This is a genomic window from Empedobacter sp. UBA5924 (assembly GCF_002431085.1).
Taxonomy (GTDB): Bacteria; Bacteroidota; Bacteroidia; order Flavobacteriales; family Weeksellaceae; genus Empedobacter; species Empedobacter falsenii_B.
The window spans coordinates 26,198-45,710 of the sequence record NZ_DJDM01000035.1 but is presented as its reverse complement, the minus strand read 5'-3'; the positions used below and the strand labels follow the sequence as shown (position 1 = coordinate 45,710).

Below are 19,513 nucleotides of genomic sequence, written 5' to 3'. Positions count from 1 at the left end.
TATTCTTCTATTCTTCGTATAATTCTATCGGCAAACCGTCGGGATCTTCAAAAAAAGTAAACTTCTTTTGCGTGTATTCATCCACACGAATTGGCTCTACCATCACATTCAACTGCGTTAATTTTTCTACTTCATTTTCTATATTTTCCACAGCAAAAGCAATATGTCTCAATCCAGAAGCTTCTGGTCGAGAAACACGTTTTGGTGGATTAGGAAAAGAAAATAATTCGATGCAGTAATAATTTTGCAAAGCTAAATCTAATTTATAAGAATCACGTTCTTTTCGGTAAACTTCTTGCACAATTTCGAATCCTAAAATTTCTGTGTAAAAATGTTTTGATTTTTGATAATCCGAACAAATGATTGCAATATGATGGATTTTTTTTAATGCTAACATAATTTATGCGTAATGATTATTTTTTGCTCTTTCATATTGTGGCAACCACTTTATATCTTCTTCTAACTCTTTTGCAGCACGTAATGCAAAATATGGATCGCGTAATAATTCTCTTCCTAAAAAGATTAAATCTGCTTCTTCATTTTGAAGAATTTCTTCGGCTTGTTTTGGCTCAAAAATTAATCCAACAGCTCCAGTAATGATTTCGACTTGGTTTTTAATTTCATTTGCGAATGGAACTTGATAATTTTTTTTGACATCAATTTTTTGATGACTCACTCCTCCTCCAGACGAAACATCAATCACTTCTACTCCATTTTGTTTTAAAATTTTACACAATTCGATTGTTTCTTCTAAATTCCAACCATTTTCTGCCCAATCCGAAGCTGACAAACGAACCCAAAGCGATTGAGTTGTAATGTATTTTTGCATTTCAGCAACAATTTCCAACACAAAACGAATTCTATTTTCGAAACTTCCACCATATTCATCTGTTCTATTATTAATTAAAGGTGACAAAAACTGATGAACCAAATAACCATGCGCGCCATGAATTTCTAAAATTTCAAAACCAGATTTTATAGCACGCTCTGTTGCTTTTCCCCATTCTTTTACAATATTTTCAATTTCTGAAACTGATAATTCATGTGGGGTTTCATCCAATTCATTAAAAGGTAAACTAGAACTCGAAACCGTTTTCCAACCATTTTTTTCGTCAGATTTTATTTGATTGTGTCCCAACCAAGGCTTTTCTGTACTTGCTTTTCGTCCTGCATGCGCTAACTGAATTCCAGGAACACAATTGTATTTTTTAATTTCGGAAGTTAATTTTTGATACACTTCGATATGTTCATCTTTCCAAATTCCTAAATCGCCATACGAAATTCGACCATCTGCAACAACCGCGGTTGCTTCTTGTATAATCGCCGAAACATTGCCAACTGCACGCGAAACATAATGCTGAAAATGCCAATCATTTGGAAAACCATCTTCCGAAGAATATTGGCACATTGGCGACATAATAATTCTATTTTTTAATGAAATAGATTCATTTATATTGATTGATTCAAATAATTTGCTCATTACTTGTTTTTTTGACTTAATTAATTTGGAATAAAATTCGTGAATTTGATTGATTTCTTAAAATGATTCAGCTTAAAAATTGTTTGAATTCTAATCTTTCAACAAAATTAAAAAAGCTTAGAAATACATGAAATCACAAATAATTTTAACAATTTATTTAAAACTGACAAAAAACATAAATTTAAAAAAATCTAATAATCAATCCGATATCATAGTAAATATCTAAGGTTCAGAATAATTTTTAATAAATCTTTCATTGTTTCTTAGTTTGTTCGTAATTTTACAAAAAAGTGAATTTTGGAAAAGAAAAAGATTGTCATTTTAGGTGCTGGATTTGCCGGACTTAAATTAGCCCGTAAATTAAATAATAACCCACACTTTTCTGTTACACTTATTGACCGCTATAATTACCACCAATTTCAACCCTTATTTTATCAGGTTGCAACTGCAGCGATTAACGCAAGTGATATTTCGTTCCCTATTCGAAAAGTATTTCAAGGGAGTAAAAATGTGAGCGTTCGTTTAGCCGAAGTTACAGCAATTAAGAAAGATCAAAATATTGTTGAAACCACAATCGGGGATTTTTCCTACGACTATTTGGTTGTTGCCATGGGATGTACCACAAATTTCTTCGGGAACAAACAAATTGAGGAATTATCATTCCCAATGAAATCGACAAATGAAGCTTTAACGCTTAAAAATCGATTATTAACAAACTTCGAGAGTGCATATTCTGCAGAATCTCCAGAAGAATTGGAAGAAATTATGAATATTGTCGTTGTAGGTGGAGGACCAACAGGAGTTGAGCTTTCAGGTGCAATTGCGCAAATGAAAAAATTCATTCTTCCGAAAGATTATCCAGATTTAGATTTCTCTAAATTGAATATTTATTTGATTGAAGGAGGTCCAAATTTATTAGGTCCAATGTCTGAATTGGCGCACAAAAAGTCTTATGAATATTTGACAAATATGGGCGTAAATGTTTGGACAGAAGGTCGCGTAACTGACTACGATGGAAAAACAATTTCTTTGGCTGATGGTCGTACAATCAATACTCGAAATTTGATTTGGGCTGCTGGAGTTATGGGAAATGTGCCTGAAGGAGCAGTAAAACAAGAAGATTTGCAACGAGGAAATCGTTTGAAAGTAGATCGTACTTCTAAAGTTTTAGGAACTGAAAACATTTATGCAATTGGAGATATTTCTTCGATGGAAACACCGAAGTATCCTCATGGACATCCACAATTAGCACGTGTTGCAGGAGATCAAGCTGAACAATTGGCGAAAAACTTTGACAAATTAGGACAAGGTTTATCTGAAGATAAATTGACATTGTTCGAATACAAAGATCCAGGTTCTATGGCAACAATTGGTAAACGCAAAGCAGTTGTCGATTTACCTAAATTCTCTTTCTCTGGACGTTTGGCATGGTTTACATGGATGTTTTTGCACTTGATGTTAATCTTGACTGTACGTAACAAATTAGCTATTTTCTTAAACTGGGCACAAACTTATTTTACAAATGATTCATCATTACGTATTATTGTTCGTCCAACGAAAAAAGATTTTAGATTTAATTTGAAAGGTTATCGCCGTTTCCCAAAGAATCGTGATAAAGAAGTAGAAGCTTAATCAAAAAAGTATATCAATAAAAAACACCGCTAAAAATTTAGCGGAGTTTTTTTTATCTATAAATTGAAATTTTATTTTCTTGCAGAAGGTCTTCTCACTCCTGTTTTTACTCTTTCTGTTGTTGCTGATTTTGCATTTACAGCACCTTTTGCAGATTTGTTGTATAATTGAATGAAATCAAACAATCCGTCAAAATCACCCGTCAATGTTTTACCATTCGAAACTCTCAAAGCAAAGTTTGTAGACAATAAACTTCTGTTATAAGGATCAAAATAATTTTTTAAGTTAATAGATCCTGAAGAGAAATCTGTATCTAATAATGCAAATGTTCCTGAATTAAGAACTGGTACATAATTTTGCATAATAGGATCTTCGTAATATTCGATATAATCCAATCCTCTATCATTATTTTCTGTTACGTAAGTTCCATTAAAATTTAAATCACCTCTTTGAAAGATTTCTAAATACAAATAAGAGCCATATAATTTTCCATTTTTAGGAACCGGATTCGTCGATAACTCTACACTATAATAATATCCTCCATCTGCTTTTTCAATATCAGCTACAACTGCATTTCGAAGCGGAAAAGAAACGCCATCATAATTGATTTGTCCAACATTTACAATTTCTGGTCCGTTGTCATAGTATCCATCATCATTATTCACACAAGATGTTAATGATATAGACGAGACCGTTAACATTGCTAAAAATATAATTTTTTTCATAATTTCTAAATTTTCAAACTAATTATAATGCCAATATTACAAATAGCGTGCTAAAAAATAACAACAACCAGTTTTGGCATAAAAAAAGTGTCACACAAACGTGCAACACTTTGATATTAAATAAAATATTTTTTAACAGAAAATTATCCTTTGATAACGATTTCCATTTTTTCTTGCTCTTCTAAAGCCAATTCCAAATCAACCAAGATACGTCCTGAATGTTCATCAGCGATAATTTTTTTACGTTGAGCGATATCCATCTGTCTTTGTGGTGGAATTGTAAAGAAAGATCCCGCAGAAGCTCCACGTTGTACAGGAACAACAGCTAAACCATTTTTCACAGAATTTCTGATACGGCTGTAAGCATCTAATAATCTTTGTTCGATTTTAGCAGAATATTCAGAAGATAATTTCAATAAATTACTTTCTTCTTTTTCTGTATCTTTTACAATTGTATCCAACTCAGCTTGTTTGTGAGATAAATGCTCTTTCATTGAATTTAATTTTGCATTAAATTCTTCAACTTGTGCATTTTTTTGAGAAATTTTAACTGTAAACTCGCGAATACGTTTTTCAGATAACTCAATTTCCAAACCTTGATACTCAACTTCTTTAGCTAAAGCATCAAATTCTCTGTTATTTCGTACGTTATCTTGTTGTTTCGTGTATTTTTTAATTAAAGCTTCAGCATTTTTGATTGCTTCTTTCTTCAATTTAATTTCTTCATCCAAACCTTTAGTTTCGTCAACTATTTTTTGGATTCTCGTTTCTAATTGTGCAACATCGTCGCTCAAATCTTCAACTTCTAAAGGTAATTCACCTCTTGTGTTTCTGATTTCATCTAAACGTGAATCAATTAATTGCAAGTCGTATAACGCGCGAAGTTTTTCTTCTACGCTTAGTTCTTTGATATTTTTTGTTTCAGACATAGTTAACAATAATTAACAGGATTGGTATTAATTCCAGAATTAAAGACCACAAAATTAGTAAATTTTTCTTTAAGATACGAAGTTATTAAGTTTTTTGTAAACTGTTCCGATTCAAAATGCCCAATATCTGCCAAAACAAGCTTATTTTCAGCAGTAAAAAAATCGTGATATTTCAAATCTGCCGTGATATAAATGTCCGCTCCAGCCGAAATTGCATTTTTTATTCCAAATGCGCCAGAACCTCCAAGTACAGCAACCTTCTTTATTTTTTTGTTTAATAATTTCGAATGACGAATAACGGGTGTATTCATTTGAGTTTTTAGATAATTGAAAAAATCGAGTTCTTCCATTTCATTTTCTAACTCTCCAATCATTCCAATTCCAATATAATTGTTTTGATTATTCAACGAAATAACAGAATAAGCAACTTCTTCGTACGGATGATTTTTGAATAAAGCATTCATCACATCACCTTCCAAATGTTGCGGAATCACAACTTCTATTCGCGATTCGTTTACTGTTTCTAGCTTACCAACTTCACCAATAAAAGGGTTTGCGCCAGCAGTTGGTCTATAATTTCCAGTACCTTCTACCGCAAAACCGCACGAATCATAATTCCCAATTTTTCCTGCACCCGCTTCATACAACGCAGATTTCAATTGCTCAGCATGTTCTGTTGGCACATAAGTAATCAATTGTTTGATGGTTTGAGACTTTGGAATAAGAATTTTAGTATTCAATAAAGATAATTGTTCAGAAATTTTGAAATTAACACCAACTTTCGAATTATCTAAAGCCGTATGCGTTGCATAAATATTAATTCCATTTTTGATCGCTGTCATCACTGCTTTTTCAACATAATTTTTTCCGTTCAATTTCTTTAAACCAGAAAAAATAATTGGGTGAAAACTCACAATCAAATTACAATTTTTCTCAATCGCTTCTTCCACAACTTCTGGCGTTGTGTCCAACGTTACCAAGATTCTTGTTACCTCATCACTGTAATCACCAACAAGCAATCCAACATTGTCAAAATCTTCTGCATACGCCAAAGGCGCTATTTCTTCCATCGCCAAAGCGACATCTTTTACTCGTATCATTTCTCTTTTAAAAGCAATTTTTCTGTAGGCAAATCATTTTCGATGCCTTTCCAATACGATTCAAAATTAAACTTTTCTAACAACTTTCTTGAAGCAACATTATCAGGATCGATGACAGCCATTACTTGCAAATCAGGAAATTTTTCTTTTGATTCTGCTAATAAATGTTCGCAAATCATTGATCCAAAACCTTTTCTCCAAAATTCTTTTTTCAATAAATAACCAATTTCAAGTGAATTTTCAATATGTTTATTATACACCAATTTACAATCACCTAAAAGATTATCATTTTCATCATAAACTTTGAAAAAACCTAAGTTTTCATCAGCTTCTCCTTTTTCTAAGATTGATGTAAATTTATGATTTGCTTGCTCTTCGTTCAAACCTTTACCAGAGATGTATTTCATCACTTCGTCGTCTTGAACAAGTTTAAAAAAGTTATTAAAATCTGTAGGTTTATATTTTTCGAACCGAATTTTCTTCATGAAATTTTGTTAATGCTTTTAATAAATTGATTTGATTAATCGTACGATTTAGATTTTGTTTTGGATAAGAAATCGAATAATAAATATCGTTTTCTAAATAATCTGCCAAAAATCTAACCGCTTGAATATAAATCACAATATACGCAACAAAATCCATATTATCAAGCTCGACAGGCGTCAACACATTTTTCAGGTGTTCTTGAAAACCTTTTTTAACAGCCAAATAATAATCTGCCGAAAAACCATTTTCTCCATTTGGATCGTCTTCAGCTTTCAGGTTTGCATATGTACGAATCATATCTCCAAAATCGCACAAAATATTTCCTGGCATTATTGTATCCCAGTCTATCACAGCGATTGCTTGCGAATGATTATCATTATTAAATAAGAAATTACTGATTTTAGCATCAGCATGAACGACACGCTTTGGGAAATCTATTTCTAAATACTTTTCAACTTGATACAGATTATCCAAAATATAAGCAACTTCTTCTTTCGTTTCTTCTAAACGCTCTGTTGAAGCATTTTTCAATGCATTTTTGAAATCATTTACACGTTTATGATAATCTAAAAACCCGACAATCGAAGGATAAATTTCATCAACATTAACATCTAACAAATACGAATGAAATTCACTAATTGTTTTCGCCGCTTCATACGCTTGTTCCGCAGATTCCACTTTCTCAAAACAAATAGAATTTGGAATAAAAGAAGTCATTCTCCAAGTTTCTCTATCTTCTTTTGCTAATAAATTTCCTTGCAAATCTTTTACAATTTCGATTACCGAATTTTGATAATTCTTTGCTTTTAGATGGCGAGAAATGATGTCAATATTGTTCGAAATTACTTCTGGTTGAGGAAAAACGTGCGTGTTTATTTTTTGTAAAATATATTTTTTTCCTTCATACTCAACTTCATAAGTAGAATTAATCCAACCAGAACTGATTGGATTAATACTAACTTGATCTATATTTTCGAAATAATGTTTTAATATTTTCTCCATTATATTTTATGTCCAAAGAGAATTTGGATATTTTTGATCATTGATTAAATTGTGAATAGAATTTACTACAACTTCTCTATCTTCTGGATAAGTCATTCCGAACCAATTGTCATCCGATTTTTCTACAATCACTTCCAATTGATCTTCTTTGATCATATCATTTACAACTTTCGGCAAGAAAAATTCTGCTTTCAATTGAGAAGCATTTTCGTGAAGAAATTCCTCAAATTTATCTTCTAATTTTCTGAAAATAGAAGGATGTAAAACAAAGAAATTCATCGATACAGCCGTATCTCCATCTAATGGTAAAACGTTATCATCTTCTTCGAAAACAATTTCTCCATTTTCGTTAGAATAGATATTTGTACGTTCTACAACATTCTCCAAATGACCGTTAGTTACAGTACATACTCCGCGAGAAACAGAACCATTTTCGCTAATCGTATTGGCCAATTTGTACGCAACCATACCATAAGTATTTGCAGTGATTTTTTCGTTTTGAACCAATTCACTTGCTTTTTCAAATGCTTTACGACCATAAAAATCATCTGCATTAATTACAATAAATGGATTGTTTAAATGATTTTTTGTAATCATTAACGCATGTCCAGTTCCCCAAGGTTTTTCACGTTTTTCTATTGTATCATAAATTCCTCTCGGAACAGATGTATACGTCGTTTGAAGAACAAATTCTACTTTACCTCCATTTTTTTCAATTAAATTTTGAAAATATTTTTTAGTTTCTGCATTAAATTGTTCATTAATAATGAATACAAAATGTTTTATTCCGCAAGAAAAAGCATCGAAAATTGAATATTCCATCAACGTTTCTTTACTTGGTCCAATTGGATCAATTTGTTTTTGTCCTTTGTAGCGGCTTCCCATTCCACCTGCTAAAATGACTAATGATAAGGTTTTAGAATCCATAATCTTCTGTACCAAAAACTGGTTTTCTTGTTTTATATTTTCCTCTTGTAAAGTCTGGCATTTCTTGAGAAGTACCATTTCCTTCGATAGATTTTTCACTTAATGGTGTTACTGCATACCAAGTTGCTAAATCATATACATCGAATGGGAATTCTTTGTTTGCTTTAATACATTCGATAAAATCATTCATTAAGAAGAAATCCATTCCTCCGTGCCCAGCACCTTCTGCCTGAGTTTCGTATTTTTTCCAATATGGATGATCGTAAGTTTTTAAATGATCTTCTGAACTTGCCCATTTGTGAGAATGTTTCATTTCATCTTCGAAATAAATGAAACCTTGACTAAATCCTCCTGAACCGATATCTTGCCAAATACCATCAGTTCCTTGAATACGGAAACCTAAGTTATATGGACGCTGTAAAGATGTATCGTGCGTTAATAAGATTGTTTCTCCGTTTTCACATTTTAACATTGTTTGAACGATATCTCCTTGTTTGAATTTAACTTTTGCATTTGGATGATCTACACCTCCATTCTTCACGATATAATCAGTTAAACCAGCTTGTTGAGAAGCCATAGAAGTTAAATGTGTAATTCTATTTCCACGGTTAACATCCATCATTGTACCGATTGGTCCTAAACCATGCGTTGGATATAATTCTGCATTACGTTTTACATAATGATTTGTACGCCAAGCAGCTTCAGAGAAACCTTTGTCTCCAAATTCAACTCCACCACCATAAGGTTGTTTACCATCATTAAATAATACATTTCTTAAATCGTGTTGGTAACCACCTTGTCCATGAACAATTTGACCAAACATTCCTTTACGAACCATATTCATTACAGCCATAACATCGCGACGGTAACAAACATTCTCCATCATGAATACAGGAACTTTCGTTTTTTCGTATGTATCTACGTAATCCCAACATTCTTGTAAATTCATCGCTCCACACACTTCTAAACCTACAATTTTACCCGCATTCATTGCTGCAATTGTTTGCTCAGCGTGAAATTCCCATGGCGTAGCTATAATTACAGCATGCATTTCTTTATTCTTATATAATTTTTTATATCCATCTAAACCTTTAAAATACTCTACAGGTTTTTTATTATGTTTTGCAAAAATTTTGTTTGAACGATCAATCATTCGTTGATCTGGTTCAGCGATCCCAACAACTTCTACATCATTTCTTTTTAATAACTCATCTAAATGTACCTGCCCTCTCATTCCACAGCCAACAATTCCTACTTTCACCTTATCAATTTTTGATGAAAAATCAAATAATGAATCTGGTGATACTAATGCTACCGTAGATGCTGCAGCAGTCGATTTAATAAAATTTCTTCTGTCCATAGTTGTATTTAATTGTTTGCTTTATTTTTTAAAATGCAAAATATGAAAAATAATCAATAAAACTTTCTGCTTATAAGTAAAATTAGTAGGTTTTAGGCGAATCCTTAGGAAATACTATAATAAATTCTGTCGTAGTAACATTTTCGTTTTTAGATTTAATTACAGATAATTTTTCATTTAAATCTTCACTTTCTAGAATTTCAATTACGGCGATTTTGAGCTCAGGTCGAAAATATTTCAAATACCAATAAATTCCGCCATAATTTTTAGAATGATAATCACCATTGTAATGAATGAATAGATTATTTTTCTTCAAATTATTCAAAATTGATTCTGCCATTGTTGCATCCTTTGTAGCTTGTGCTGCAACAAACTGTTTTGCCTTCACTCCAGCATGATCTCCCATCATTTTAATCATCTCAGGATAACCAGGTGCATCATAATCTATGGTAATAGGAAGTTTCGCAATAAAGGCTTTCTCATTATTTGGAACTGTATCCAAAGCTTCAAGTCCATTCTTAGCGACATACGAAGCATATTTGCGCGTTACATTAGTTGCTACAAAATCTAAATTCTTTTCTTTCGCAAAATCAACAAGCGGTTTGTAATCTGTTTTGTAATTATTCCAAAGCTTTGTACTCTTTTGAAACTCATCATCCGTCGTTTTGCTTTTCAAATAATTCGTTAAATCATTTTGTTGATGACGCTCGAACATTTCTGCTCCAAGAATCAGTTGTTTTCCTTTTATCTTATACAATTCTTTTGTCGTTTGCAATTGCAACCAATGATTTACCGCATTATTATGATGTTCACCAAATAAAACAACATCATATTTTGCTAATTCTTTAATCATTTTATCAAAATCAACTTTCTTTTCTTGTTGATTATAAATTTGATAAGTTTTTCCGTTTTGCGCTTTAGCCTGAATTGTTAGTACAATTAATAAGGTATAAAGTATCGTTCTCATGTTATTTAAATTAATTCTAAATTGTAACAAATTAACAAAAAACTCTACATATAAAGAAAACAAATTCAACTACTATGAATAAAGTTCTTGAAATTAATCAACTTACTAAAAAATTTGGCAGTTTTACAGCGGTCAACAATGTCACTTTTTCGGTAGAAAAAGGAAACGTTTATGGATTACTTGGTCCAAACGGAAGTGGAAAATCGACAACATTAGGAATGATTCTTAATGTAATCAATCCTACAGCGGGTTCGTGGAAATGGTTTGATCAAGAACCAGATAACGATTCATTAAAAAAAATTGGTGCAATTATCGAAAGCCCAAAATTCTATCCTTATTTATCAGCAGAAAAAAATCTTGAAATTGTTGCTGATATTAAAGAAGTTAATTATGGAAAAATTGACGAAAAACTTGAATTAGTTGGATTACTTTCTCGTAAAAAAGATAAATTTCAACAATATTCGTTGGGAATGAAACAACGTTTGGCAATTGCGGCTGCGTTATTAAATGATCCTGAAGTGCTGATTTTAGACGAACCTACTAATGGTTTAGATCCACAAGGAATTATTCAGATTCGTGAATTGATTATTAAAATTGCTCAACAAGGAACTACAATTATTCTAGCAAGTCATTTATTAGACGAAGTCGAAAAAGTATGTTCGCATGTAGTGGTTCTGAATCAAGGAAAAATGCTTTATGCGGGTTCTGTAGATCAAATGAATTCAAGTTTTGGAAGTATAGAAGTTGCTGCGCAAAATATGGAAAGTTTGGAATATACACTAAAAACGTTCTCATTCGTTTCAAAAGTTACCAAAGAAAACAACAAACTTTTTGCTGTTTTATCAGAAGAGAAAGATCCAGCAGAAATTAACAAAATGCTTTATGAACAAGGAATTATCGTGAATCATTTAGTAAAACGTAAAGAATCTTTAGAACAACAATTTTTCCAACTAATCCAAAAACAGAACTAACATGAAAAGATTATTTAGCATAGAATGGAATAAATTATTCTACAATAAAGGAACGCGAATTTTCATCATTTTATATTTTGTGATGATTCTGTTAATGGGAATTACGTTACCGAATTTCAAACCAAATATGAATGAAATTGAAGTTGATTTAATCAAATTGGGAGCATTAGAGTTTCCTATAATTTGGCATAATATTACGTGGTTAATTGGTTTTGGAAAATTCTTTTTAGCTATTATTGTTATTAATAATATTACAAACGAATACTCTTTCGGAACTTTCAAGCAAAATACAATTGATGGTTTATCTAAAACTGAATTTTTAAACACAAAAGTTTTGATGAACGTTGTGATAACTTTGATTTCTACACTTTTAGTTGGCGTTTTAGTTTTTGCATTAGGTTCTATTTTTAGCGAAAAGTTTGATTTTGTAAACGGAATCGAATTCTTAGGAGGATATTTCGTCGAAATCTTCGCTTATATTGTATTCGCCATGTTTTTATCATTCCTATTAAAGAAAAGTGCTTTTGCGATTTTATCTTTAATTGTTTTGAATATTATAGAATCTGTTGCTAAAGTTGTTGAATTTTTAGTTCGTTTTGGTAAAAATCCTCCAAAAAATCCTAATGAAATTAAAATCTTAACTAATTATTTACCACTTAACTCGAACGGAAAAATAATTGATTATCCTTCTGTAGATATACAAAAAGCAATTATGGAAGGAAAATTATTTGTTGCGGATCATGTACAATGGGAATATTTTGCTGCAAATGTTTTCTACATCATTTTATTTCTTGGTTTATCCTTATTAATTATCAAAAAAAGAGATTTATAAATTATAAATATTTCATAAAAACAAGAAAACCTCCAAATTTGGAGGTTTTCTTGTTCAAAGCAATTTACAATATCACTTGTTTGTTTATCTTTGCAACTATGCAAATGACAAATTTCGAAGAGCTAAAAGCTCTGTTAAAATCAACCCCAAAGAAAATTGCAATTATACCGCACAAAAATCCTGATGGAGATGCGATAGGTTCTACATTGGCGATGTTTCATTATTTGAATAAATTGGGACATACGTGTAACATTGTTTCACCAAACGATTTTCCGAAGTTCCTAAAATGGATGCCTTCAGCAAAAGATATTGTAATTGCAGATTACCGACCAAAAGTTTCTGAAGCAATTATACATCAAGCTGAGTTGATTTTTATCTTAGATTTCAATACTGTAAAACGAATTGATGACTTAGGAAACTGGGTTGAACGTTCGAAAGCTCCAAAAATATTAATCGATCATCACCGCGAACCAGATACATTTGATTTTATGTATTCGGATATCGAAATGCCTGCGACTTGTCAAATGGTTTATAATTTTATCGAAGCGATGAATGATTTAGATAAAATTGATAAAGGCATTGCTGAATGTATTTATACTGGAATAATGACGGATACAGGCGGATTCCGTTTTCGTAATACATCGGCAGATACGCATAGAATTGTAGCAGAGTTAATTGATAAAGGTGTAGAAGTAGATAAAGTTACTTCTTATGTAAACGATTCACAAACACAAGGACGATTAAAGTTATTATCATTAACTCTAAATAATCTAACTTTTTTACCAGAATATCGAACAGCTTTCATGTTTTTAAAACGTGAAGATTTACTAGCAAATGGTTTTCAAAAAGGAGATACAGAAGGTTTTGTAAATTATGGTTTGAGTGTAGAAAATTTTATCTTTTCTGTAATTTTTATTGAAGACACACATCATAATTTCATTAAAATTTCGTTACGTTCGAAAGGTGATTTTGATGTGAATGAATTCTCTCGCAAACATTTCAATGGCGGCGGTCATATGAATGCTTCTGGAGGTCGTTCGGATATGAATATGGAAGAAACAATTGCTTATTTCCAATCCCTTTTACCAGAATATCAAGAAAAATTAGCTAGTATCGTTATCTAATGAAAAAAGTTATTTTATTCACTTTCGCTGTTTTTGCGTTAATGAGTTGTGATCAAAAAGTCATACAATATCCCGTTTCATATTCCAATGACGATTTTATGAAACGTTCGCAAGAACGTGGAAAATTATTGCATCAAGAAGAATTACAATGGTTTGATGATTATATGAAAACATCTGACCTAAAATTTGTTAAAACGAGTTCGGGCTTTTGGATTTCAAATAGTGGTCAACGAACAGCTTCTACAGCAAATAATGGAGACTACATCGAATTTGAATATCAAGTAACTGATCTCGAAAACAATATTTTATATTCGTTTAACGATAATAAAGTTCAGAAAATAATTTTAGGAAAAGCTGATATTGTGAGAGGTTTACAAGCTGGTTTGCAATTAATTCCTGAAGGTGAAACTGCTAAATTATTATTACCTTCGTTTTTAGCTTATGGAGGTTATGGTGATACACAAAAAATTGCTCCAGACTCGCCTATTATTATGGATGTAAAAGTTTTAAAAATAAAAAAACACTAATAAACACAAAGACTGTAAAGTTAAAATGAGAAAAATATTATTAATCTTAACTGTCATCACTACTCTTGTTAGTTGTGGCGTTAAAATTCCAAAATCGATGAGTAAAGAAGAATTTAAAAGTTTAGAAGACGGATTGTATGCAAAAATGACAACAAATCATGGTGCAATGACAATCAAATTATACGAAGAAGAAGCTCCAATGACTGTTGCTAACTTTGTAGGATTAGCAGAAGGTACAAAAGAAAATAAAGCAAAAGCAAAAGGAATTCCTTTTTATGATGGAATCATTTTTCACCGTGTAATCAAAGATTTCATGATTCAAGGTGGTGATCCAGACGGAAGAGGTACAGGTGGACCTGGTTACGATTTCGAAGATGAGTTTCATGCAACATTAAAACACGATAAAAAAGGTGTTTTATCTATGGCAAATTCAGGACCAGCAACAAACGGGTCTCAATTCTTCATTACAGAGGTTCCAACTCCATGGTTAGACGGTAAACACACTGTTTTTGGACAAGTTGTAGAAGGTTTAGAAGTTGTAGATTCTATTGCTAATGTAGAAAAAACAAGAGATGACAAACCAGTTGTTCCAGTTGTGATTGAGAAAGTAGAAATCGCTCGTAAAGGTGATAAATACGCCAAATATAACGGTGGAGAAGCTTTTGAAACTGCAAAAGCAAATCATGCAAAAAAACAAGCTGAAGCTGAAGCGAAAGCAAAAGCTGAAAAAGATGCTGAAATTGCTCGTCAAAAAGAATTAGAGGCTAAAGCGCAAACTACTCCTTCTGGATTAAAATATGTAATTTTAGAAGAAGGAAACGGAGCAAAACCTGTGCAAGGAGATCCAATTCAAGTACATTATACTTTACGTTTAAATGATGGTGAAAAATTAGATTCATCTTACGATCGCAATCAACCACTAGACGCAACAGTTGGTGTTACAGGATTAATCCAAGGTTGGATGGAAGCATTAACAATGTTCAACAGAGGTTCTAAAGTTTTCTTAATTATCCCTGCCGAATTAGGTTACGGATCAAGAGGTGCTGGAGGTGTTGTACCACCAAATGCAACTTTATATTTTGATATGGAAGTTTTAGATAAATAATTTATCTATTCAAAATAAGTAGAAAAGCCACTCAAATCGAGTGGCTTTCTTTTTTGCCTACATTTTTGAAATTACTATTTTTACTGCTTATCAAAACTCACATGAAAAATTTAACATCTCTAATTTTACTCTTTATCGGTTTACAAATAGTAAATGCACGAGAAATAGTAAACTTCAACTCTAATTGGAGCTTTAAAAAAGGGCCATTTACCACTGCAGAAATTAATTACAATTCTATCTTCAAAGGCGATTGGCAATTGGTTCAAGTTCCACATACATGGAATGCAACTGATATGCAAACGAACCAAGTTACACCTGGTTTTTATAGTACAAACGAGCGTTTTTATGTGGGTGATTCGTATTACAGAAAATCTTTTACGCCAAAAACAAACTGGAAAGGTAAACGAATCTTTATCAAATTTGAAGGTGTTGGAGCAAATGCAGAAGTTTACATGAATAATTCTCCTTTAAAATCAACTCAAAATAAGAACAAAGTAAGCTATCAAAGTGATGTAAACAACGGAAATTATAATTTTGTAGGTCGTCATCAAGGTGGATATTCTGCTTTTGTTTTGGAATTGACAGGAATGTTAAAATTTGATCAAGAAAATGAAATTTTGGTTAAAGCTAATAACGAAGAAAATCCAGCAATTATTCCTGTTAATCATGTTTTATTCCTGTTTATGGCGGAATTTATCGTCCTGTTTCGTTAATTGTTACTGATCCTATCAATATTGCTGTAAATGATTTTGCTTCGGCTGGAATTTTTATTTCTCAGAAAAATGTTAGTAAAAAATCGGCTGATATTCATCTTAAAGTCAAAGTTGATAATAAATCAGCTCAAACAAATAACATCGAAATTTTCACTTCGATCATCGATCATAACAATAAAACTGTAAAGTCTATCAGCACTCCTTACACTCTATCACCACAAGGAAGACAAGAAATTATTCAAGATATTAAGGTTAATAATCCACATTTATGGAATGGATTAGAAGATCCATATTTATATAAAGTAGTGACATAAATCAAACAAAATAATCAAGTTTTAGATGAAGTAACACAACCTTTGGGTATTCGTAAATTTGAACTAAAAGCGAACGAAGGTTTCTTCTTAAACGACAAAAAATATCCGCTTTATGGCGTGACAAGACATCAAGATCGCTGGGGAAAAGGTTCGGCTTTATCAAATGAAGATCACGATGAAGATTTAGCAATTATAAAAGAAATTGGTGCAACTTCTATTCGATTAGCTCATTACCAACAATCTGATTATTTTTACTCGAAATGTGATAGTCTAGGATTGATTGTTTGGGCAGAAATTCCGTTTGTGAATCAGGTTACAACCTTGGAAGAAAATAATGCAATGCAACAATTAAAAGAGTTGATTCGTCAAAATTACAATCATCCATCTATTTACACTTGGGGATTACACAATGAAGTTTATTCGCCAAATAATTACACCATCGAATTGACAACAAAGCTAAATGACTTAGCTAAAACAGAAGATTCTGATCGTTATACAGTACAAGTAAGTGGTTATAATGTGGTCGATCATCCAGTTAATAATAATGCGGATATACAAGGAATTAATCATTATTTTGGATGGTACAATGGCGAAGTAGAAAATTTGACAGACAAAGAAGATGTTGAAACTTGGGCGAATGAAATTTCGAAAAAATTCAAAGATTACAAAATCATTTTCTCTGAATATGGCGCAGAAGCAAAACCTGAAGATCAAGTTGAAGTTGCTGGGAACTATGGAAATCAATGGAGTGATCCTGCATTTTTTCCAGAAGAATTTGCAACTAAATTTCATATTGTTCATTGGGCAACAATAGAAAAACATCCAATATTTTTGGGATCTTATGTTTGGAATACTTTCGATTTTGCAACGCCTATTACACGATTAAATGTTAATCCAAGAAATTTCAAAGGTTTGGTTTCGTTTGATCGAAAAATTAAAAAAGATCCTTTTTATTGGTATAAAGCAAATTGGAGCAAAGAACCTGTTGTTTATTTAACGCAACGTAGAATGGTAAATAGAGGAAATGAATTTACAACTGTTACAATCTTCTCTAATCAAGGAACGCCAACGTTAACTGTAAATGGTAAAAAGATTGAAAATGTAAAAAATGGCTATAATAAGATTCATTTCGTTGCTGAAAATGTTCAATTGCAAAAAGGTGAAAACATAATCATTGCAGAAACTAATCTTAATGGAAAAACCATTTCAGATAAGATTATTTGGAACTATGATTCAAAATATAAAACTTCTCAAAAAGAAGCCACTACGAAAGATATTCATGTTGGACTTTAGTGAGAAATAATATCATTAAAAAAGGCTTAAAAATTAATTTTTAAGCCTTTTTTAATTGTAGTTTACTACTTATTTTTCAAAATCTCGTGAAAAACGGTTTGAGCTGAGAAAATTCGGTTCGTTGCTTCATCAATTACGATAGAACGATCAGAATCTAAAACTTCATCAGATACTACTACATTGCGACGAACTGGTAAACAATGCATAAATTTTCCGTTATTTGTCAAATTCATTTTATCCATTGTCACTTCCCAATCCTTATCACCATCATTCGGTTGACCATAATTTTCATAAGAAGACCAGTTTTTTGCATAGACAAAATCAGCATCTTTCAACGCTTCATCTTGATCATAAGCAATCGTTGCTCCATCAGTAAATTTTGGATCTAGCTCCAAACCTTTTGGTTGTACAACTGTAAAATCTACCCAATCTACTTTAGAAAACCATTGCGCAAAAGAATTCGGAACAGCTTGTGGCAAACGACGTGGATGCGGCGCCCAAGTCATCACAACTTTCACTTTCTTTTCAGGTTTTGTCCCAGGCGTATAACCCGTTTTTTCTGCAATTGTAATTAAATCAGCAAAAGATTGTAATGGATGTAATGTTGCACTTTCCAAAGACACAACAGGAACAGAAGATAATTCTTTTACTTTATTGAACATGATTTCGTTATAATCTTCATCACGATCTACTAATTTCGGAAAAGTACGAACGCCTAAAACATCACAATACGCACTCATTACCTGAATTGCTTCTTTGATATGTTCTTGCGAATCTCCGTTCATCACAGCACCATCAGCCATTTCCAATGTCCAAGAATCTGCTCCAGCATTCAAAACCCAAGCATTTGCTCCAAGATTATAAGCCGCTTTAATAGAACTTAGACGTGTACGTAAACTTGGATTAAAAAAAATTAAACCAACTGTTTTATTTTTACCAACTTCTTGTTGAGCAAAAGGATTTGCTTTAATTTCTAAGGCTGTTTTTAGTAATTCGTCGATGTTTTCTACATCATAAACCGAAGTAAATTGTTTCATAATTGAGAAGAATCTTTTGTTTTATTTGTTCTGCAAAATTAGTGGAAACAATCGAGGTTTAAAGAATTATTTTTGCTAATTTTCACTTAAAACAACGTCAATTCATCTTGTGGACCACGAATATCTAAATCTAAATCATTGTTTAATTTCTTAATAAAATATTTGGCTAACATTGGCGATTCTAACTCTAAATTTTGATGAATAAAGAAATACAATTTCTGCAAACCTTCTGCTTTCCAAAGTTTAATTGTTTCAATCCATTCATCCAAACGCTCGTAATCAGATGGAATATTTGCTCCAACAAAACGCACAAAAGCTTCATTCGAAGTCAATCGCATATGCACCATATCTCTCCTACCCGCTGTATCAACAATAATATTTGAAATGTTATGCTTTTCTAATAACGAAACCAATCGATTAAAATTTTCTTCGTTCGAAAACCAATCTTCATGACGAAGTTCTACAGCTAACGGATAACCTTTCGGAAAATTTTGAATGAAATTTTCTAATTTTTCAAAATCTTTTGGAGCAAAATTTTCGTGCATTTGTAAGAAAATCATTCCTAATTTTTCTTCAAATAACGCAACTGCATCCAAATATTGATTCAATTTATCTGTCACATTTTGCAATCGTCCATAATGACTAATACTTTGTGGAATTTTCGGGAAAAATTTAAAATCTTTTGGAGTTTTATTTACCCAAGTTTCGACATTTTCTTTACTTGGCGAACGATAATATGTCGCATTTAACTCGATACTATTAAATTGCGTTGAATAATAACTCAATTCATCTTTTGTTTTAGGCGGATAAAAATTCTTCAAATCTTGCTTATTCCATTTTGCACAGCCTACATATACTTCGAAATTATCTGATTTATCAACTTTATTCAACAAATCAATCGTTTCTTTTGGCGTTTTTGGCAATGTAAAATCAACCAATTCTGGGTTTTCTACTTTTCCGAATTTCATCTTTCTAAATTTGAACGAAAA

Annotated in this window: 21 protein-coding genes; 9 read left to right on the top strand and 12 right to left on the bottom strand. The window is 31.8% G+C overall.

Going from position 1 to position 19,513, the window contains the following annotated elements; genetic code table 11:
- Window positions 1–7: 7 nt before the first annotated feature.
- Together B3792_RS10000 and B3792_RS09995 are read right to left on the bottom strand one after the other, a co-directional pair.
- Entirely contained in the window at window positions 8–397 is a 390-nt protein-coding gene (locus tag B3792_RS10000; protein ID WP_125349274.1) for a VOC family protein, read from the bottom strand.
- Between the two features lie 3 nt (window positions 398–400).
- The gene (locus B3792_RS09995) at window positions 401–1,480 is read right to left on the bottom strand and encodes an NADH:flavin oxidoreductase/NADH oxidase (protein ID WP_291069504.1); all 1,080 of its coding nucleotides are present in this window, start codon (window positions 1,478–1,480) and stop codon (window positions 401–403) included.
- A gap of 297 nt (window positions 1,481–1,777) precedes the next feature.
- Between B3792_RS09995 and B3792_RS09990 the strand changes: the two genes are divergently transcribed.
- On the top strand, window positions 1,778–3,112 hold the full coding sequence (locus B3792_RS09990; protein WP_115000890.1) for an NAD(P)/FAD-dependent oxidoreductase: 1,335 nt from the start codon (window positions 1,778–1,780) through the stop codon (window positions 3,110–3,112).
- 71 nt (window positions 3,113–3,183) lie between these two features.
- Here the strand turns inward: B3792_RS09990 and B3792_RS09985 are convergent, their stop codons facing one another.
- From B3792_RS09985 to B3792_RS09950, 8 genes are all read right to left on the bottom strand, one after another.
- Entirely contained in the window at window positions 3,184–3,837 is a 654-nt protein-coding gene (locus B3792_RS09985; protein WP_219034331.1) for a hypothetical protein, read from the bottom strand.
- Between the two features lie 143 nt (window positions 3,838–3,980).
- A complete protein-coding gene (locus B3792_RS09980) occupies window positions 3,981–4,766 on the bottom strand; it encodes a zinc ribbon domain-containing protein (protein WP_125349270.1) in 786 nt (261 codons plus the stop codon).
- 2 nt (window positions 4,767–4,768) lie between these two features.
- Window positions 4,769–5,866, bottom strand: coding sequence for a Nif3-like dinuclear metal center hexameric protein (locus B3792_RS09975; RefSeq protein WP_409450510.1), 1,098 nt, complete (start codon window positions 5,864–5,866; stop codon window positions 4,769–4,771).
- On the bottom strand, window positions 5,863–6,351 hold the full coding sequence (locus B3792_RS09970) for a GNAT family N-acetyltransferase (RefSeq protein WP_038331212.1): 489 nt from the start codon (window positions 6,349–6,351) through the stop codon (window positions 5,863–5,865). Before B3792_RS09970 ends, B3792_RS09975 begins: the two co-directional genes overlap by 4 nt.
- Window positions 6,323–7,354: a phosphotransferase enzyme family protein gene (locus B3792_RS09965; protein WP_291069500.1), complete on the bottom strand. Its 1,032-nt coding sequence runs from the start codon at window positions 7,352–7,354 to the stop codon at window positions 6,323–6,325. Before B3792_RS09965 ends, B3792_RS09970 begins: the two co-directional genes overlap by 29 nt.
- Before the next feature lie 6 nt (window positions 7,355–7,360).
- On the bottom strand, window positions 7,361–8,281 hold the full coding sequence (locus tag B3792_RS09960; protein ID WP_038331209.1) for a nucleotidyltransferase family protein: 921 nt from the start codon (window positions 8,279–8,281) through the stop codon (window positions 7,361–7,363).
- The gene (locus B3792_RS09955) at window positions 8,271–9,641 is read right to left on the bottom strand and encodes a Gfo/Idh/MocA family protein (protein ID WP_286495206.1); all 1,371 of its coding nucleotides are present in this window, start codon (window positions 9,639–9,641) and stop codon (window positions 8,271–8,273) included. Before B3792_RS09955 ends, B3792_RS09960 begins: the two co-directional genes overlap by 11 nt.
- Window positions 9,642–9,723: 82 nt before the next feature.
- The gene (locus tag B3792_RS09950; protein WP_221856264.1) at window positions 9,724–10,608 is read right to left on the bottom strand and encodes a ChaN family lipoprotein; all 885 of its coding nucleotides are present in this window, start codon (window positions 10,606–10,608) and stop codon (window positions 9,724–9,726) included.
- A gap of 74 nt (window positions 10,609–10,682) precedes the next feature.
- Between B3792_RS09950 and B3792_RS09945 the strand changes: the two genes are divergently transcribed.
- The 8 genes from B3792_RS09945 (at window position 10,683) to B3792_RS09915 (ending at window position 17,487) form a co-directional block, all read left to right on the top strand.
- The gene (locus B3792_RS09945) at window positions 10,683–11,579 is read left to right on the top strand and encodes an ABC transporter ATP-binding protein (RefSeq protein WP_221856261.1); all 897 of its coding nucleotides are present in this window, start codon (window positions 10,683–10,685) and stop codon (window positions 11,577–11,579) included.
- A gap of 1 nt (window position 11,580) precedes the next feature.
- A complete protein-coding gene (locus B3792_RS09940) occupies window positions 11,581–12,411 on the top strand; it encodes an ABC transporter permease (protein ID WP_221856259.1) in 831 nt (276 codons plus the stop codon).
- Between the two features lie 98 nt (window positions 12,412–12,509).
- The gene (locus tag B3792_RS09935; RefSeq protein ID WP_125349263.1) at window positions 12,510–13,535 is read left to right on the top strand and encodes a DHH family phosphoesterase; all 1,026 of its coding nucleotides are present in this window, start codon (window positions 12,510–12,512) and stop codon (window positions 13,533–13,535) included.
- Window positions 13,535–14,062 (top strand): FKBP-type peptidyl-prolyl cis-trans isomerase, encoded by a 528-nt coding sequence (locus tag B3792_RS09930; protein ID WP_115000909.1) that lies wholly within the window; start codon window positions 13,535–13,537, stop codon window positions 14,060–14,062. The genes B3792_RS09935 and B3792_RS09930 overlap by 1 nt, the downstream gene beginning before the upstream one ends.
- Window positions 14,063–14,087: 25 nt before the next feature.
- On the top strand, window positions 14,088–15,167 hold the full coding sequence (locus tag B3792_RS09925; RefSeq protein ID WP_291049136.1) for a peptidylprolyl isomerase: 1,080 nt from the start codon (window positions 14,088–14,090) through the stop codon (window positions 15,165–15,167).
- A 101-nt stretch (window positions 15,168–15,268) separates the two neighbouring features.
- Complete coding sequence (locus B3792_RS09920; RefSeq protein WP_286495215.1) at window positions 15,269–15,880, top strand: sugar-binding domain-containing protein; 612 nt, start codon at window positions 15,269–15,271, stop codon at window positions 15,878–15,880.
- Window positions 15,841–16,194: a hypothetical protein gene (locus tag B3792_RS14130; protein ID WP_409450446.1), complete on the top strand. Its 354-nt coding sequence runs from the start codon at window positions 15,841–15,843 to the stop codon at window positions 16,192–16,194. The genes B3792_RS09920 and B3792_RS14130 overlap by 40 nt, the downstream gene beginning before the upstream one ends.
- A 42-nt stretch (window positions 16,195–16,236) precedes the next feature.
- Window positions 16,237–17,487 carry a glycoside hydrolase family 2 TIM barrel-domain containing protein gene (locus B3792_RS09915; RefSeq protein ID WP_291049132.1) on the top strand — a complete coding sequence of 417 codons (1,251 nt, stop codon included), beginning with the start codon at window positions 16,237–16,239 and terminating at the stop codon, window positions 17,485–17,487.
- Between the two features lie 65 nt (window positions 17,488–17,552).
- Here B3792_RS09915 and B3792_RS09910 read toward each other — a convergent pair whose 3' ends face one another.
- Window positions 17,553–18,524, bottom strand: coding sequence for an N-acetylornithine carbamoyltransferase (locus B3792_RS09910; protein WP_280051133.1), 972 nt, complete (start codon window positions 18,522–18,524; stop codon window positions 17,553–17,555).
- A gap of 86 nt (window positions 18,525–18,610) precedes the next feature.
- Window positions 18,611–19,492, bottom strand: coding sequence for a DUF72 domain-containing protein (locus B3792_RS09905; RefSeq protein ID WP_291049127.1), 882 nt, complete (start codon window positions 19,490–19,492; stop codon window positions 18,611–18,613).
- Window positions 19,493–19,513 lie beyond the last annotated feature (21 nt).

Bases quoted from the DNA above. Each gene is read 5' to 3' on its own strand.
- B3792_RS10000 (WP_125349274.1), bottom strand. From the start codon at position 397: ATGTTAGCATTAAAAAAAATCCATCATATTGCAATCATTTGTTCGGAT.
- B3792_RS09995 (WP_291069504.1), bottom strand. From the start codon at position 1,480: ATGAGCAAATTATTTGAATCAATCAATATAAATGAATCTATTTCATTA.
- B3792_RS09985 (WP_219034331.1), bottom strand. From the start codon at position 3,837: ATGAAAAAAATTATATTTTTAGCAATGTTAACGGTCTCGTCTATATCA.
- B3792_RS09980 (WP_125349270.1), bottom strand. From the start codon at position 4,766: ATGTCTGAAACAAAAAATATCAAAGAACTAAGCGTAGAAGAAAAACTT.
- B3792_RS09975 (WP_409450510.1), bottom strand. From the start codon at position 5,866: ATGATACGAGTAAAAGATGTCGCTTTGGCGATGGAAGAAATAGCGCCT.
- B3792_RS09970 (WP_038331212.1), bottom strand. From the start codon at position 6,351: ATGAAGAAAATTCGGTTCGAAAAATATAAACCTACAGATTTTAATAAC.
- B3792_RS09965 (WP_291069500.1), bottom strand. From the start codon at position 7,354: ATGGAGAAAATATTAAAACATTATTTCGAAAATATAGATCAAGTTAGT.
- B3792_RS09960 (WP_038331209.1), bottom strand. From the start codon at position 8,281: ATGGATTCTAAAACCTTATCATTAGTCATTTTAGCAGGTGGAATGGGA.
- B3792_RS09955 (WP_286495206.1), bottom strand. From the start codon at position 9,641: ATGGACAGAAGAAATTTTATTAAATCGACTGCTGCAGCATCTACGGTA.
- B3792_RS09950 (WP_221856264.1), bottom strand. From the start codon at position 10,608: ATGAGAACGATACTTTATACCTTATTAATTGTACTAACAATTCAGGCT.
- B3792_RS09945 (WP_221856261.1), top strand. From the start codon at position 10,683: ATGAATAAAGTTCTTGAAATTAATCAACTTACTAAAAAATTTGGCAGT.
- B3792_RS09940 (WP_221856259.1), top strand. From the start codon at position 11,581: ATGAAAAGATTATTTAGCATAGAATGGAATAAATTATTCTACAATAAA.
- B3792_RS09935 (WP_125349263.1), top strand. From the start codon at position 12,510: ATGCAAATGACAAATTTCGAAGAGCTAAAAGCTCTGTTAAAATCAACC.
- B3792_RS09930 (WP_115000909.1), top strand. From the start codon at position 13,535: ATGAAAAAAGTTATTTTATTCACTTTCGCTGTTTTTGCGTTAATGAGT.
- B3792_RS09925 (WP_291049136.1), top strand. From the start codon at position 14,088: ATGAGAAAAATATTATTAATCTTAACTGTCATCACTACTCTTGTTAGT.
- B3792_RS09920 (WP_286495215.1), top strand. From the start codon at position 15,269: ATGAAAAATTTAACATCTCTAATTTTACTCTTTATCGGTTTACAAATA.
- B3792_RS09910 (WP_280051133.1), bottom strand. From the start codon at position 18,524: ATGAAACAATTTACTTCGGTTTATGATGTAGAAAACATCGACGAATTA.
- B3792_RS09905 (WP_291049127.1), bottom strand. From the start codon at position 19,492: ATGAAATTCGGAAAAGTAGAAAACCCAGAATTGGTTGATTTTACATTG.